The following is a 14,772-nucleotide window of genomic DNA, read 5'->3' as shown; positions in this document are numbered from 1 at the left end:
CGCGTGCAGGCCAAGACCAAGGAGCTCAACGAGGAAATCCTGCCCAAGGACGTGAAAGTCGTTCCGTTCTATGACCGCACCGATCTGATCGAGCTGACGACCAAGGTCGTCGAGGACAATCTGTTGCGCGGCATGCTGCTCGTCGTCGTGGTCCTGATCTTTTTCCTCTACGATTTTCGCGCGGGACTGATTGTTGCCGTCACCATACCGTTGGCGCTGCTGTTCGCGTTCATCTGCCTCGACGCGCAGCATGCCTCGGCCAACCTGCTTTCCATCGGCGCAGTCGACTTCGGCATCCTGGTCGATGGCGCCGTGGTCATGGTAGAAAACATCTTCCGTCAGATCGCGGAACGAAAGGGAACCGAGTTCAGCATCAAGGAAATCATTCGCGACGCCGCGGCCGAGGTGGACCGCCCGCTGTTCTACTCCGTCGCGGTAATCGTGGTCAGCTTCTTGCCGATCTACGTGCTGACGGGACCTTCGGGCACATTGTTCCGGCCGATGGCCGACACGATGGTTTTTGCCCTGGTCGGTTCGCTGATTGTGACCCTCGCCTTGCTGCCCGTGCTTTGCGCGTGGTTCATGCGCAAGGGTGTGCGCGAGCGGCGCAACCGTGCCTTCGAGGCGGTGAAGTCCGTGTATGTCAAAGGCCTTGACTATTGCCTCGCGCGCCCGTGGGCGACGACGTGCGCATCCGCCCTGGTGCTCGCCGCCTCGCTTCTGCTCGTTCCGCATATCGGCGCGGAATTCATGCCGCAACTCGACGAAGGCGCACTGTGGGTCCGCGCGACAATGCCCTACACGATTTCGTTCGACGAATCGGCGAAGGTGACGCCGAAGATTCGCGAGATCCTGCGCAGCTTTCCCGAGGTGACCACGGTGGCTTCCGAATTGGGCCGGCCCGACGACGGCACGGATGCGACCGGGTTCTTCAACGTCGAATTTTTCGTTGCCCTCAAGCCGTATTCGCAGTGGGCTGGCGCATACCGCACCAAGGCCAAGCTCATCGAGGCCATCAATGAAAAGCTGCAGGCTTTTCCCGGCATCATCTTCAATTTCACCCAGCCCGCCGAAGACGCGGTAGACGAAGCGGAAACCGGCTTGAAGAGCGCCCTCGCCGTGAAGGTGTTCGGCGCGAATCTGGATGTCCTCGAGCAGAAGGGCAAGGCGATCAAGAAGGTTCTGGAGAACGTGCGCGGGATCAAACATGTGACCCTGGTTCGGGAACTCGGCCAGCCCAGTCTTACGATCAACATCGATCGAGCCCGCATCGCCCGCTACGGCCTGAACGTCGCAGACATCAACGGCCTGATCCAGACCGCGATCGGTGGCGATGTGGCCACGCAAGTGGTGCAAGGAGAAAAACAGTTCGATCTCGTCGTGCGCCTCGAACACGACTACCGCGACAATCCGGACGAAATCGGCAATATCCTCGTGGCGACACCTGGAGGGCAGCAGATCCCGCTGAAGGAATTTGCCGACATCAAGGTCGTGTCCGGTGCCTCGTTCATCTATCGCCAGAACAACTCGCGTTACATCGGCGTGCAGTTCTCGGTGGAAGGACGCGACCTGGCCGGTGCGGTCGAAGATGCGATCGAGCAAGTCAACAAGAAGGTGCCGTTGCCGCGCAGCTACCGCCTCGACTGGGGCGGCGAATACACGGAGTACACCGCCTCGCGTGCGCAGTTGAGCGTGATCCTGCCGCTCACGGTGTTCCTGATTTTCTTCCTGCTGTTCACGCTCTACGGCAATTTCAAATTCCCGTTCATCACCGTGCTCGGCGTGCTGCTGTCGGCGCCCGTCGGCGGTCTCGTCGCACTTTGGATCACCGGCACGCCGTTCTCGGTGTCGTCCGGCGTCGGGTTCCTCGCGCTGTTCGGCGTCTCGGTGCAGACGGCGGTCGTCTACATCTCCTACGTCAACGAGCTGCGTGGCAATGGCATCGCGCTTGCCGAGGCGGTTCGCGAAGCCGCGATCCTGCGTCTGCGCCCGATCATGATGACTGCGCTGGTGGCGGCGCTGGGACTGTTGCCTGCGGCACTCGCCACCGGCGTCGGCACGGACACGCAAATGCCGTTTGCGCTGGTCATCGTAAGTGGCCTCTTCACCCGGCTTCTGATCAGCGTGTATCTGATGCCGGTGCTGTATGCGCTGGTGGCGCGCAAGGACGATCGGCTGGAGGTGTGATGCCCCCGACAGGGGGCCGTGTGTTCCCGACACCGTGGGGCGTGTGATTTCAAGCGGAGTTTAAGGAATCACCCGCGCAAACAACTACGCCAACAGTCCGGGGACCGTTGGCGTAGTTGGTTTTCAAGATGGCGCGCCCGGAGAGATTCGAACTCCCGACCACCAAGTTCGTAGCCTGGTGCTCTATCCAGCTGAGCTACGGGCGCTCAGTGAGCCGCGCATTATCCCGGCAACGACACCCTTCGTCAATACTGGGATAATGGCCTTTTTACAGGGACGCGATACACGAGAATGGCTGTCGTTGCCGCTCGTGTCCGCGCCCACTCGGAGCAGTCCGTCATGAACACGACCTATCGCAAACCACTCCCGGGTACTAGGCTCGACTGGTTCGATGCGCGCGCCGCGGTCGACGCGATCCAGCCTGGCGCGTGGGACGCACTGCCCTACACCGCTCGCGTGCACGCCGAGAATATTGTCCGCCGCGCCGATCCCGCGCGCATCGACGCCTACCTCGGCCAGTTGATCGGGCGCAAGCGCGATCTCGACTTCCCTTGGTTCCCGGCGCGCGTAGTCTGCCACGACATCCTCGGCCAGACCGCTCTGGTCGATCTCGCGGGGCTGCGTGACGCGATTGCGGACCAGGGGGGTGATCCCGCACAGGTGAATCCGGTCGTGCCGGTGCAGCTCATCGTCGACCACTCGCTCGCGGTCGAATGCGGTGGTTACGACCCGAACGCGTTCGCGAAGAATCGCGCAATCGAGGATCGTCGCAACGAAGACCGCTTCCATTTCATCGATTGGACCAAGAAAGCGTTCCGCAATGTCGACGTGATCCCGCCTGGCAACGGCATCATGCATCAGATCAATCTGGAGAAGATGTCGCCGGTCATCTACGTGCAGGATGGTGCCGCGTTCCCCGACACCTGCGTCGGCACCGACAGTCACACGCCGCACGTCGACGCGCTCGGGGTGATCGCGGTTGGCGTCGGCGGCCTCGAGGCCGAGAACGTGATGCTCGGACGCGCCTCGTGGATGCGCCTGCCCGACATCATCGGCGTCGAGCTGGCCCGCAAGCCGCAGCCGGGCATCACCGCGACCGATATCGTGCTCGCGCTGACCGAGTTCCTGCGTCAGTCCAAAGTCGTCGGTGCCTACCTCGAATTTCGTGGCGAAGGCGCGGCGGCGCTGACCGTCGGCGACCGCGCGACGATTTCGAACATGGCGCCCGAGTACGGCGCGACCGCGGCGATGTTCTTCATCGACGACAACACGCTCGATTACTTGAGATTGACCGGTCGCAGCGACGAGCAGGTCGCGCTGGTCGAAACCTATGCGAAAACCGCAGGCCTCTGGGCCGATGCGCTGAAGACCGCGCAGTACGAGCGTACGCTGCATTTCGATCTTTCGACTGTCGTGCGCAACATGGCCGGCCCCTCGAATCCGCATCGCCGTCTGCCCGTGAGCGAGTTGGCCGCACGCGATATCGCCGACAAGGCCAAGCTCGAAGCGGGCAAGTCCGAGGAAGCCAAGGGGCTGATGCCCGACGGCGCGGTCATCATCGCCGCGATCACGAGTTGCACGAATACCTCAAACCCGCGCAACGTCATCGCCGCTGGCCTCATCGCGCGCAACGCGAACGCGCGCGGCCTCGTGCGCAAGCCCTGGGTCAAGACTTCGCTCGCGCCTGGGTCGAAGGCCGTGCAGTTGTACCTGGAAGAAGCTGGCCTGCTGCCGGAACTCGAAAAGCTCGGCTTTGGCATCGTCGCCTTCGCCTGCACGACCTGCAACGGCATGAGCGGCGCGCTCGATCCGAAACTGCAGCAGGAAATCATCGACCGCGATCTCTACGCGACCGCCGTGCTCTCCGGCAACCGCAACTTCGACGGCCGCATCCATCCGTATGCGAAGCAGGCCTTTCTCGCTTCGCCGCCGCTCGTGATCGCCTACGCGATCGCCGGCAGCGTGCGCTTCGACATCGAGAAGGATGTGCTCGGCGTTGACGCGCAAGGCAACGAGGTGCGCCTCAAGGACATCTGGCCGAGCGATGCCGAGATCGACGCGATCGTCAAATCCAGCGTCAAGCCCGAGCAGTTCCGCAAGGTGTACGAGCCTATGTTCAAACTCGCCGTCGACAGCGGCGAGCGCGCTGCGCCGCTGTACGATTGGCGCGCGCAGAGCACCTACATCCGCCGTCCGCCGTACTGGGAAGGCGCGCTGGCCGGCGAGCGCACGCTGAAAGGGCTACGCCCGCTCGCGGTGCTGCCGGATAACATCACGACCGACCACCTGTCGCCATCGAACGCGATCCTGCGCAGCAGCGCAGCCGGCGAATACCTTGCCAAGATGGGCCTGCCCGAAGAAGACTTCAATTCGTACGCGACGCATCGCGGCGATCATCTCACCGCACAGCGCGCGACCTTCGCCAATCCGCAGCTCGTCAACGAGATGGCCGTCGTCGACGGCGCGGTAAAGAAAGGTTCGCTGACTCGCCTCGAACCCGACGGCAGGGTCATGCGCATGTGGGAGGCAATCGAGACCTACATGCAGCGCAAGCAACCGCTGATCATCATCGCCGGCGCCGACTACGGCCAGGGCAGCTCCCGCGACTGGGCGGCGAAGGGCGTGCGCCTTGCCGGAGTCGAGGCCATAGTCGCCGAGGGCTTCGAGCGTATCCACCGTACCAATCTGATCGGCATGGGCGTGCTGCCGCTGGAGTTCAAACCGGGCGACACGCGCAAAACGTATGCCATCGACGGCAGTGAAACCTTCGATGTGATCGGTGTGCGTAAGCCGCGCGCGACGCTGACGCTGGTGATTCATCGCAGGAACGGCGAGCGCGTCGAGGTGCCGGTCACCTGCCGCCTTGATTCGGACGAAGAAGTCTCGATCTACGAAGCGGGCGGCGTGTTGCAGCGCTTCGCCCAGGATTTTCTCGAATCGTCGAAAGCGGCCTGAATCATGCCATCCATTGCGCAAATCAAAATTCCGGCTACCTACCTGCGCGGTGGCACGTCGAAAGGCGTGTTCTTCCGCCTTCAGGATTTGCCCGAAACCGCGCAGGTGCCCGGCAAGGCACGCGATGCGCTGCTGCTTCGCGTGATCGGCTCGCCGGATGCGTACGCGAAGCAGATCGACGGCATGGGCGGCGCCACGTCGAGTACGAGCAAGACGGTCATCGTCTCGAAGAGCGCGCGGTCCGATCACGACGTCGATTACCTGTTTGGCCAGGTTTCGATCGACAAGCCGTTCGTCGACTGGTCGGGCAACTGCGGCAATCTCTCCGCCGCAGTCGGTCCGTTCGCGATCGCGAATGGCTTGATTGGTGCGGCGAAGATTCCGCTGAACGGCATCTGCACCGTTCGCATCTGGCAGGCGAACATCGGCAAGACCATCGTCGCGCATGTGCCGATCACGAATGGCCAGGTGCAGGAGACCGGCGACTTCGAACTCGATGGCGTGACTTTCCCCGCCGCCGAGATCCAGCTCGAATTCCTCGATCCAGCCGATGAAGGCGAGGACGGTGGCGCGATGTTCCCCACTGGCAACCTTGTCGACGACCTCGACGTGCCCGGTGTCGGCACGTTCAAGGCGACGCTGATCAACGCCGGCATCCCGACAATCTTCCTCAATGCAGCAGACATCGGCTACACCGGCACCGAACTGCAGGACGCGATCAACGGCGACACCAAGACGCTGGCAAGGTTCGAGACGATCCGCGCGCACGGCGCGTTGAAGATGGGCCTGATCAAAGATGTCGCCGACGCCGCGCAACGCCAGCACACGCCGAAGATCGCTTTCGTCGCGCCGCCGATGAGCTACGCCGCATCCAGCGGCAAGGCTGTCGCTGCAAGCGAAGTCGATCTCAACGTGCGCGCGCTGTCGATGGGTAAGCTGCACCACGCGATGATGGGCACGGCGGCGGTCGCGATCGGCACGGCCGCAGCGATTCCGGGCACGCTGGTCAACCTCGCAGCCGGTGGCGGCGAGCGCAACGCGGTGCGTTTCGGGCATCCCTCCGGCACGCTGCGCGTCGGCGCCGAAGCGAAGCTCGTCGACGGTCAGTGGACCGTGACCCGCGCGATCATGTCGCGCTCGGCACGCGTGCTCATGGAAGGCGCGGTGCGCGTACCGGGCGATGTACTCGCGCGCGGATAGGCGTGTAGCCGTCTTGCGTTCCGGTAAGCTTGGCCAATGAACCAGGCGAGCTTCTTCTGGCACGACTACGAAACCTCGGGCACTGATCCGCGCCGCGATCGCGCGGTGCAGTTCGCCGGGCAACGCACGACGCTCGAACTCGAACCCATTGGCGAGCCGGTTTCGATCTACTGCAAACCTGCATCCGACGTGCTGCCGCGTCCGGCCGCCTGCCTCGTCACCGGCATTTCGCCGCAACAGGCCGAGCGCGACGGCGTGATCGAAGCCGAATTCATCGCGCAGCTGCACGACGAACTCGCCCTGCCCGGCACCTGCGGCGTGGGCTACAACTCGTTGCGTTTCGACGACGAGTTCACGCGCAATCTCCTCTATCGTAATTTCTACGATCCGTACGAGCGCGAATGGAAGGACAAGAACTCGCGCTGGGATCTGATCGATCTCGTGCGCATGTGTTATGCGCTGCGACCGCAGGGCATCGAATGGCCAACGCGCGAAAACAATCTACCGAGTTTCAAACTGGAACAACTGACCGCAGCCAATCATCTCGGTCACGAGCACGCTCATGATGCGCTGTCCGACGTGCAGGCGACGATCGCCCTCGCCCGCCTGCTGCGTGCTCGCCAGCCGCGGCTGTGGCAGTTCTATTTCGATCTGCGTAAAAAGCAGCGCGCATTCGAACTGCTCGACTACGCGCACCGCACGCCGGTGCTGCACGTGTCCTCGCGTTACCCAGCCGAGCGCGGCTGCCTAGCGATGATCGTCCCGCTCGCGGCGCATCCAACACAGGGCAACGGCGTGATCGTCTACGACCTCGATGTCGATCCAATGCCGTTGCTCGAACTCGATGCCGACGAGATCGCCGACCGCGTCTTCACTCCGCGCGCCGACCTGCCCGAGGACGTCGAGCGCATTCCGCTCAAGACCGTGCACGCGAACAAGTCGCCCGCATTGGCGCCGCTATCGGCTTTGAACGGCGTCGACACGGCGCGCATCGGTCTCGATGTCGAGCGTTGCAAGGCGCACCTCGCTCGATTGCAAAGCGCGGACGGTCTGGTCGAAAAGTTGCACGAAGTGTTTTCGACGCCGCGTGAGGAACGCGGAACAGTCGATCCCGACCTGGCGATCTATTCTGATTTTCCGTCCGACGCCGACAAGCGCTTGTTCCGCGAAGTGCGGCGCACGCCGCCCGAACAACTTGGCGCGCAGCGCTTTCCCTTCGCCGATCCGCGCTACACCGAACTGCTGTTCCGCTATCGCGCGCGCAACTGGCCGCAGACGCTCGACGCCGCCGAACTCGATCGCTGGAACGACTTCCGCCGCACGCGCCTGATCGTGCAGACCGAAGCGACCGCGCTGACCCTGCCCGACTATCTCGCCGAAATCGCGCAGCTGCGCGCATCGCCGGCGGTGCGCCCTGACCAGCTTGCCTTGCTCGATCAGCTTGAAGCATGGGGAAACGAAGTTCCGTTGTAAGGTTCGGCTTTGAATCGCCTCCCCTGCGCTACACTTCGGACAGTAAATCTCCGAATCAAACGATCATGGCAGCGACGACCTACTTCACTCCGGCCAGCCTCAAGCTGATGCGCGAGTTCGCGCGCAACAACAACCGCGAATGGTTCACGGCTAACAAGGCACGCTGGGAAGCGGTCGTGCGCGACCCATTCCTGCATCTGATTGGCGATCTCGCCACGCCACTGGCGAAGATCAGCAAGCACTATCGCGCCGATCCGCGCCCGCATGGCGGCTCGATGTTCCGCATCTATCGGGACACGCGCTTCGCCAACGACAAGACCCCGTACAAGACCTGGCTTGGCGCGCGCCTGGCCCATGAACGCGCAAAACAGGTGCCGGCACCCTCGTTCTACATGCACGTACAGCCCGGCGACAGCTTTGTCGGCGGCGGCCTCTGGCATCCGGAGCCGCCGACGCTGAACCGCGTACGCGAATTCCTTGTCGACAATCCGGCGGCATGGAAGAAGGCCGTACACAACGCGCGCTTCCGCACCGCGTTCACGATCGGCGGCGACTCGCTCACGCGCCCGCCGCGCGGCTACGATGCGCAGCACGAACTGATCGATGACATCAAGCGCAAGGACTTCGCTGCCTGGCGCGGCATCGACGACAAGGTCGTTTGTTCGTCGGAGCTGCGCGATGCCGTCGTCGATGGTTTCAAGGGCGTGGCGCCGATGCTCGACTACCTGTGCGCCGCGCTCGACCTGGAGTTCTGAATGGCCGAGCACAGTGGGGCCGCGCTGCGCGCAATCGCCATCTACAAATTCGCCAAGGCAGCGGTATTGCTCGTGCTGGCGACAGTTGCATTCCGCCTCGTGCATGCCGCGTCGCTGGAACATTTCGCGGACTGGATCGCGCAGCTGCCGATACGCAGCGGTCACGGCATCGTCATCCGCTGGGTCGATGCCCTGCTCGGGCTGACACAGCGCAAGTTCGAACTGATCGGCATCGGCGCGAGCATCTACGCCGCGCTGTTCCTCGTCGAAGGTTGGGGCCTGTGGCGGCGCAAGCGTTGGGCCGAATACCTGACCGTGTTCGCAACCGCCTCGCTGATCCCGTTCGAGGCTTGGGAGATTTATCACCACTTCACCTGGCTCAAGGTGCTCGCGCTCGCAGTCAACGTCGCGATCGTGATCTACCTCTGGCGCATCGTGCGCCGCGGCGGCTGAGCCTCAGGCCTCGGCGAACGCGAACGCGAGTACCTCGCGGATATCGTCGCTGCCGAGCATCGCCATGAGCAGGCGCTCGATGCCGAGCGCGACGCCGGCGCAATCGGGCATGCCCTGTTTGAGCGCCGTGAGCAGGTTTGCATCAACCGGTACTTCGGCGAGCCCGCGCTCGCGCCGCCGCGCGTTGTCACGCTCGAAGCGTGCGCCCTGCTCGGTAGCGTCGGTCAGTTCGTGGTAGCCGTTGGCGAGTTCCTGCGTGCCGACATACAACTCGAAGCGTTCTGCCACCGGTGGATCACCCGCACGAATCCTCGCCAGTGCGCATTGCGTTGCCGGATAGTCGCAGATGACCGTGACCCTGTCGATCGGAAACGCCGGCTGGATGCGATGCGTGAGCAGCAGATCGAGCCAGTCGTCGCGGCCAAGGCCTTGCGCATCGATCTTCACCTCGCCAAGCGCGACACGCAGCTCGGCGTCGGTCGCCTTGAATGGATCGACATCCAGCGTCGAGACGAACAGATCGCAATACGTATACTTTTTCACTTCGACTTGCCGACTGGCGATCGCCAGTGCCGAGTTTACGAGCTCGACGACTTCATCGATCAACCGCGTGTGGTCCCAACCGACGCGATACCACTCGAGCATCGTGAACTCGGGATTGTGCCGCCGCCCTGCTTCGCCGTTGCGGAACACGCGGCCGAGCTCGTAGATGTCGCCGACGCCTGCTGCAAGCAGACGCTTCTGCGGAAACTCGGATGAAGTACGCAGCCAACGCAATGGCGCGCCCGCATCGGCATGACCAGAGAAGCGCACGTGGAAGCTTTCGATGTTCGGATCGGTGTTGCCGGCGGCCGACAGCACCGGCGTCTCAACTTCAAGCACGCCGCGCTCGGCGAAGAACTCGCGAATCAGCGCGTACAGGCGCGCGCGCAGGCGCAATGCAGCAAATCGGTCATCAACTTTCATGTGCACGCAGAAATTCGAGCAGTCGCGCCTCGTCCCAGACTTCGATGCCGAGTTCGTTCGCCTTGTCGAGCTTGGAGCCCGCTTCGCTGCCGGCGATGACGAGGCTGGTCTTCTTCGACACGCTGCCGGCGACCTTGGCGCCGAGTGCTTCGAGTCTGGCCTTGGCTTCGTCGCGTGTCAGCGCGTTGAGGCTGCCGGTCAGCACGGCAGTCTGGCCTTCGAGCGGTCCGGCGGCTTCGGCCGCGCCAACGGCCACCTTCGCCATCAAGGCAGCGACGGACCGCTCGCAGCGCGAGACCAGCTCGCGCCCGCTCTGCGAGGCGAGGAATGCGAGCAGGCTTTGCGCAGTATCGGCCGGAAGACCTGCTGCGGTCAGGTCGGCTTCGTCGGCGGAACGCAGCGCGGCCAGCGAATCCAGCTTCTCGGCGAGTTGCGCAGCGCGCTTCTCGGTCAGCTTGGAAATGTCGAATTCAGCCAGCAGGCTGCCGAGCGCAAGCTTCGCGCGCAGCTTGGGTGACGGCGCATGTGCGTCGGTGACGACAACACCCCGCGCGACGAGATCGTCGATCACGCGCTGGTTGCCTTCCTGGGAAAAGAAATGATCGATCGCATACGCCACCTCGCCGCCGATATCGGGCACGAGCTTGAGGATCGGCGACGGCAGATGACGAATCAGTTCAAGTTCGCCGAACCATAGTGCCAGCGCCTTGGCCGTGCTTTCGCCGACGTGAGTGATGCCGAGCGAATACAGGAATCGCGCCAGCGTCGTGCGTCGGCTGCGGTCGATCGCCTCGATCAGGTTCTCGGCCCATTTGCTCGCGACCTTGCCGGCCTTGACCGTCTCCGGCGTCGTGCCATCGCGCTCGTCGGCGCGGCGTTTCATTTCGAGCAGACCGTCGAGCGTGAGCTTGTACAGGTCGGCGACCGATTTGACGTAACCGAGTTCGGTCAGGTCTTCGATGTAGCGCTCGCCAAGGCCATCGATGTCGATTGCGCGGCGCGAGGCGAAGTGGAAGATCGCCTGTTGAACTTGCGCGGCACAGGACAGGCCGCCCGTGCAGCGCGCGACCGCCTCGCCCTCTTCGCGCACGATTTCCGAGCCGCAGACCGGGCACGTCGCCGGCATGGTCCACGGCGAGCGAGCGGCATGCCCCGCATCGGCAACGACGCTGACCACCTCGGGGATCACGTCGCCCGCACGACGCACGATCACCGTGTCGCCGATGCGCACGTCGAGGCGTGCGACCTGGTCGGCGTTGTGCAGCGTCGCGTTGGTCACGGTTACGCCGCCGACGAAGACCGGTTTCAAGCGCGCGGTCGGCGTCGCCGCACCGGTGCGGCCGATGTTGATGTCGATCGCTTCGATCGTGGTCGTCTGCTCCTGCGCCGGAAACTTGTGTGCGATTGCCCAGCGCGGCGTGCGTCCGACGAAACCGAGTTCGCGCTGCGTGGCGAGGTCGTCGAGCTTGTAGACGACACCATCGATGTCGAATGGCAGCGCGTCGCGTTGCGCACCGATGCGACGGTAGTAGTCGAGGCAGCCGCTCTCGCCTTCCGCGGTGGCAACGAGCGTGCTGACCGGAAAGCCCCAGTCGCGCAGCTTGCGCAGCGTCTGCGAATGCGTCGGCGGCAGCACGCCGCCCTCGACCACACCAACCGCGTAGGCGTAGAACGCGAGCGGTCGCGTTGCCGTGATGCGCGGATCGAGCTGGCGCAGCGAACCGGCCGCTGCATTGCGTGGATTGATCAACAGCTTGATCTTGCCGCCGGATTCGCGTGCGATCTCGTTGTATTTCTCGAAGCCGGCGCGTGGCATGTAAACCTCGCCGCGCACTTCGATCACGGCGGGCCAATCCTTCCCGTGCAGCTTGAGTGGAACCTGCTTGATCGTGCGCAGATTCGCGGTCACATCCTCGCCGCTCTCGCCGTCGCCGCGCGTCGCACCACGCACGAAGCGGCCCCGCTCGTAGCGCAGGCTGATCGCGAGACCGTCGAACTTGGGCTCGACCGAGAACACGAGAGGCTTGCCGTCGTCGTCATCGAGCCGGCTGCGGATGCGACGCACGAACTCGGCTATCTCCTCGTCATTGAACGCATTCGCGAGCGACAACATCGGAATCTCGTGGCGCACCTCGGCGAACTCGCTCGAAGGTGCTGCGCCGACACGTTGCGTCGGCGAATCGGGCGTGACGAGTTCGGGATGCGTCGCCTCGAGCGCTTCCAGCTCGCGCATCAGCGCGTCGTACTCGGCGTCGGGAATCGTCGGCGCATCGAGCACGTGGTAGCGGTGGCTGGCTTCGTCGAGGCGCTCGCGCAGTTCCGCGGCACGTCGGCTGGCATTGTTTGAAACGGCTGGGCTCATCGTGCAAGTTTACCAACGTCTTGCATGTTGCACCGCGCTTGCCGGAAGCTTGTTGCATTCAACGGGGAGACCACGATGGCGAAATCGAACTGGAAGGCATTTCCGCATCCCGACAAGGCCTACGACTACGCCGGCGACAAGCTCGCCAAGGCCTGGACCAAGCTGCACGCGGGCGACCAGGAGCCGTTCCCCGACGAGAAACACGTGGCCAAGCTGCTCAAGGCCAATCCCAAGCTCGGCAAGGATGCGGCGAAGATCGCCGACGCGCTGCAGGACGCATGGCGCGCCTTCCATCGCGGCGATTTCCACGAGGCCTACGAGGCCGGTACGGCATTGAAGGCGCTCGGCGCATCAGTCGCAGTCAAGGCCGGAGGCATCCACGCGACGTATCTGGTCGACAGCGACAAAGAGAAGACCGCGCGCTTCGAGGCGCTGGCCAAGCTCGCCGACGAAGCGATCGCCTCGCTGCCGGGCGAAGCCAACTCGCACTATCGGCGCGCATTTGCGCTCGGCCGCTACAGCCAGACGATCTCGATCACCCAGGCGCTCGCCCAAGGCATCGGCGGCAAGGTCAAGGAGTCGCTCGACAAGGCGCTCAAGCTCGCGCCGAAGCATGCCGAAGCGCATACCGCGCTCGGCGTCTACCACGCCGAAATCGTCGGCAAGGTCGGCGGCATGCTCGCCAAGCTGACCTATGGTGCGAGTGCGGCCGAAGCGGAGAAACAGCTCAAGGAAGCACTCAAGCTCACCCCGGATTCGCCGATCGCCCACGTCGAGTACGGCAACGCGCTGATGCTGCTCTACGGCGACAAACGCGAGGACGACGTCGCCGAAGCCTACTCGAAAGCGGCGAAGCTCAAGCCCAAGGACGCGATGGAAGCGCTCGATGCGGCTTGGGCGAGAGAGCAGATCGAATAGCGGCAATATTTCGATCGAGGCCGGAACGACGCGCGCTCCAGCCGCCGTCGCTCCGGCCTTTTTCTTTTCCGCGTTCACGCTGCGGCGCGTTCACGAAAATTATTTTTCCGTTTTGTGACCGGCGCCAGCCTTTGCCTCGCAGCGTGCGCCGAAGGTGTGATCCATCGCTCGATAGCCCTGCGGCCGCGCATGCTAACGTGGCTGTACATTTGTACACATTTGCACTTGTTGCATCCGGGTGGCCTCGCGTCTGCAGCGGTCGGGCGGCGCGATCGGGCTTGGGGAAGTGTGCGTCGTTTGTGCTGGCACATGATCCAGCCCGACTCGTGCGGCGGGTGCGGTTGTTCGCCGTCCGCGTCGCAGGGGCACCGCGGCATCGGGCATTCCAATCAGGGGGAATGTCATGAAGCAAAGCCAGGCAGTACTGGTTCTGATCTTGTGCGGCATCGCCGCGCCTGCGCTCGCGCAGGATGTGGGGGCGTGGCAGGTCAAGGTGGGCGCGCACGTCGTGTCGCCCGATTCCGACAACGGTACCTTGGCCGGCGGAACATTGAAAACCAAGGTCGGCGACGACGCCAAGCCGACGATCACGCTCGAGTATTTCCTCACGCGCAACTGGGGCATCGAGGCACTCGCCGCGCTGCCGTTCGAGCACGAGGTCAAGTTGAACGGCGTCAAGGCAGCCGACGTCAAGCACCTGCCACCGACGTTCAGCGTGCAATACCACTTCGCACCCGACGGCCAGGTCTCGCCGTTCGTCGGCGTCGGCCTCAACTACACGCGTTTCTTCGGCATCAAGGAGAAAGGCCCGCTCGCCGGCACTCAGCTCGACCTCGACGACTCGTGGGGCATCGCCGCGCATTTCGGCATCGACTGGCGCCTTTCCGGCAACTGGTCGCTGACCCTCGACGGACGCTGGATCAGCATCGAGACCACCGCGCATGTCAACGGAGCAAACGTCGGCAAGGTGACGATTGATCCGTGGGTCTGGGGCCTCGCGGTCGGCTACCGGTTCTGAGTGACGCCAACGGCGCGGGCTGGGCGGCGTGCCGCTCAGCTCGCGCTTGCCTGGTTCGGAGGCGGGTCAGAGAGCGTCGATTGGCCTCTACATCGCCGCTTCGTTCAGCGCGTTTTCCACGATCGAAGCGGTCAGCACGTTCGGCAGTTGCTTGGCGGGCCCGCCGTTCTTCGGATAGACGACGTAGAGCGGCACGCCCGGTGAGTGGAATTGCTGAAGGAATGCCTCGATCACCGGATTGACGTCGGTCCAGTCGCCGACCATGTATACGGCGCCCGTACGTTGCAGCAGCGCGCGGAACGCGGGCGTGTCGAGCACAGCGTGCTCGTTCGCCTTGCAGGTGATGCACCAGTCGGCGGTCATGTCGACGAACACCGGCGTGTTCGCGGCGCGCAATTCCGCGAGCTTCTCCGGCGTGTAGGCGACTATGCCGGCTTTCTGCGCCTCCGCGGCGTTTTTCGTCGCAGGCAGTCGCGCGAGTCGAT

The 14,772-nt window shown here is 63.8% G+C and carries 11 protein-coding genes and 1 tRNA gene; 8 read left to right on the top strand and 4 right to left on the bottom strand.

The features are described from left to right. The coding region (locus tag VF497_RS11290; protein ID WP_330888727.1) for an efflux RND transporter permease subunit at nt 1-2,187 on the top strand (2,187 nt) is incomplete at its 5' end. A gap of 129 nt (nt 2,188-2,316) precedes the next feature. Here VF497_RS11290 and VF497_RS11285 read toward each other — a convergent pair. Further along, nucleotides 2,317-2,393: transfer RNA gene (locus tag VF497_RS11285), tRNA-Arg, on the bottom strand. Between the two features lie 133 nt (nt 2,394-2,526). On the opposite strand from VF497_RS11285, the gene acnD reads away from it, so the two are divergent. The 5 genes from acnD (at nt 2,527) to VF497_RS11260 (ending at nt 9,023) form a co-directional block, all read left to right on the top strand. Then, nucleotides 2,527-5,142, top strand: a complete 2,616-nt coding sequence (acnD, locus tag VF497_RS11280) for a Fe/S-dependent 2-methylisocitrate dehydratase AcnD (protein WP_330888725.1) — start codon at nt 2,527-2,529, stop codon at nt 5,140-5,142. Between the two features lie 3 nt (nt 5,143-5,145). Beyond that, nucleotides 5,146-6,342: a 2-methylaconitate cis-trans isomerase PrpF gene (prpF, locus tag VF497_RS11275; RefSeq protein ID WP_330888723.1), complete on the top strand. Its 1,197-nt coding sequence runs from the start codon at nt 5,146-5,148 to the stop codon at nt 6,340-6,342. Between the two features lie 36 nt (nt 6,343-6,378). Then, nucleotides 6,379-7,815, top strand: a complete 1,437-nt coding sequence (gene sbcB / locus VF497_RS11270) for an exodeoxyribonuclease I (RefSeq protein WP_330888721.1) — start codon at nt 6,379-6,381, stop codon at nt 7,813-7,815. Between the two features lie 65 nt (nt 7,816-7,880). Beyond that, nucleotides 7,881-8,570, top strand: a complete 690-nt coding sequence (locus tag VF497_RS11265; RefSeq protein ID WP_330888719.1) for a DUF2461 domain-containing protein — start codon at nt 7,881-7,883, stop codon at nt 8,568-8,570. Next, nucleotides 8,571-9,023: a DUF2127 domain-containing protein gene (locus tag VF497_RS11260; RefSeq protein WP_330888717.1), complete on the top strand. Its 453-nt coding sequence runs from the start codon at nt 8,571-8,573 to the stop codon at nt 9,021-9,023. Between the two features lie 3 nt (nt 9,024-9,026). Here VF497_RS11260 and epmA read toward each other — a convergent pair whose 3' ends face one another. Then, nucleotides 9,027-9,989, bottom strand: coding sequence for an EF-P lysine aminoacylase EpmA (epmA, locus tag VF497_RS11255; RefSeq protein WP_330888715.1), 963 nt, complete (start codon nt 9,987-9,989; stop codon nt 9,027-9,029). Further along, nucleotides 9,979-12,351 (bottom strand): NAD-dependent DNA ligase LigA, encoded by a 2,373-nt coding sequence (gene ligA, locus VF497_RS11250; protein ID WP_330888713.1) that lies wholly within the window; start codon nt 12,349-12,351, stop codon nt 9,979-9,981. Before ligA ends, epmA begins: the two co-directional genes overlap by 11 nt. A 75-nt stretch (nt 12,352-12,426) precedes the next feature. Between ligA and VF497_RS11245 the strand changes: the two genes are divergently transcribed. Together VF497_RS11245 and VF497_RS11240 are read left to right on the top strand one after the other, a co-directional pair. Then, nucleotides 12,427-13,269 carry a hypothetical protein gene (locus VF497_RS11245; RefSeq protein ID WP_330888711.1) on the top strand — a complete coding sequence of 281 codons (843 nt, stop codon included), beginning with the start codon at nt 12,427-12,429 and terminating at the stop codon, nt 13,267-13,269. Nucleotides 13,270-13,672: 403 nt separating this feature from the next. After that, nucleotides 13,673-14,287, top strand: a complete 615-nt coding sequence (locus VF497_RS11240; RefSeq protein WP_330888710.1) for an OmpW/AlkL family protein — start codon at nt 13,673-13,675, stop codon at nt 14,285-14,287. An 87-nt stretch (nt 14,288-14,374) separates the two neighbouring features. Here VF497_RS11240 and VF497_RS11235 read toward each other — a convergent pair. Continuing rightward, nucleotides 14,375-14,772, bottom strand: a 398-nt coding sequence (locus VF497_RS11235) for a thioredoxin family protein (RefSeq protein ID WP_330888708.1), incomplete at its 5' end; no start/stop codon positions are given.

Origin of the sequence: Rudaea sp. (assembly GCF_036383415.1) — a bacterium.
Lineage (GTDB): Bacteria > Pseudomonadota > Gammaproteobacteria > Xanthomonadales > Rhodanobacteraceae > Rudaea.
Note: the sequence above shows the minus strand (reverse complement) of the source record. Positions and strands in the feature narration are given on the sequence as shown.

Coding starts and splice junctions, on each gene's coding strand:
- prpF (WP_330888723.1), top strand. CDS start 5,146: ATGCCATCCATTGCGCAAATCAAAATTCCGGCTACCTACCTGCGCGGT.
- acnD (WP_330888725.1), top strand. CDS start 2,527: ATGAACACGACCTATCGCAAACCACTCCCGGGTACTAGGCTCGACTGG.
- VF497_RS11240 (WP_330888710.1), top strand. CDS start 13,673: ATGAAGCAAAGCCAGGCAGTACTGGTTCTGATCTTGTGCGGCATCGCC.
- VF497_RS11245 (WP_330888711.1), top strand. CDS start 12,427: ATGGCGAAATCGAACTGGAAGGCATTTCCGCATCCCGACAAGGCCTAC.
- VF497_RS11260 (WP_330888717.1), top strand. CDS start 8,571: ATGGCCGAGCACAGTGGGGCCGCGCTGCGCGCAATCGCCATCTACAAA.
- VF497_RS11265 (WP_330888719.1), top strand. CDS start 7,881: ATGGCAGCGACGACCTACTTCACTCCGGCCAGCCTCAAGCTGATGCGC.
- epmA (WP_330888715.1), bottom strand. CDS start 9,989: ATGAAAGTTGATGACCGATTTGCTGCATTGCGCCTGCGCGCGCGCCTG.
- sbcB (WP_330888721.1), top strand. CDS start 6,379: ATGAACCAGGCGAGCTTCTTCTGGCACGACTACGAAACCTCGGGCACT.
- ligA (WP_330888713.1), bottom strand. CDS start 12,351: ATGAGCCCAGCCGTTTCAAACAATGCCAGCCGACGTGCCGCGGAACTG.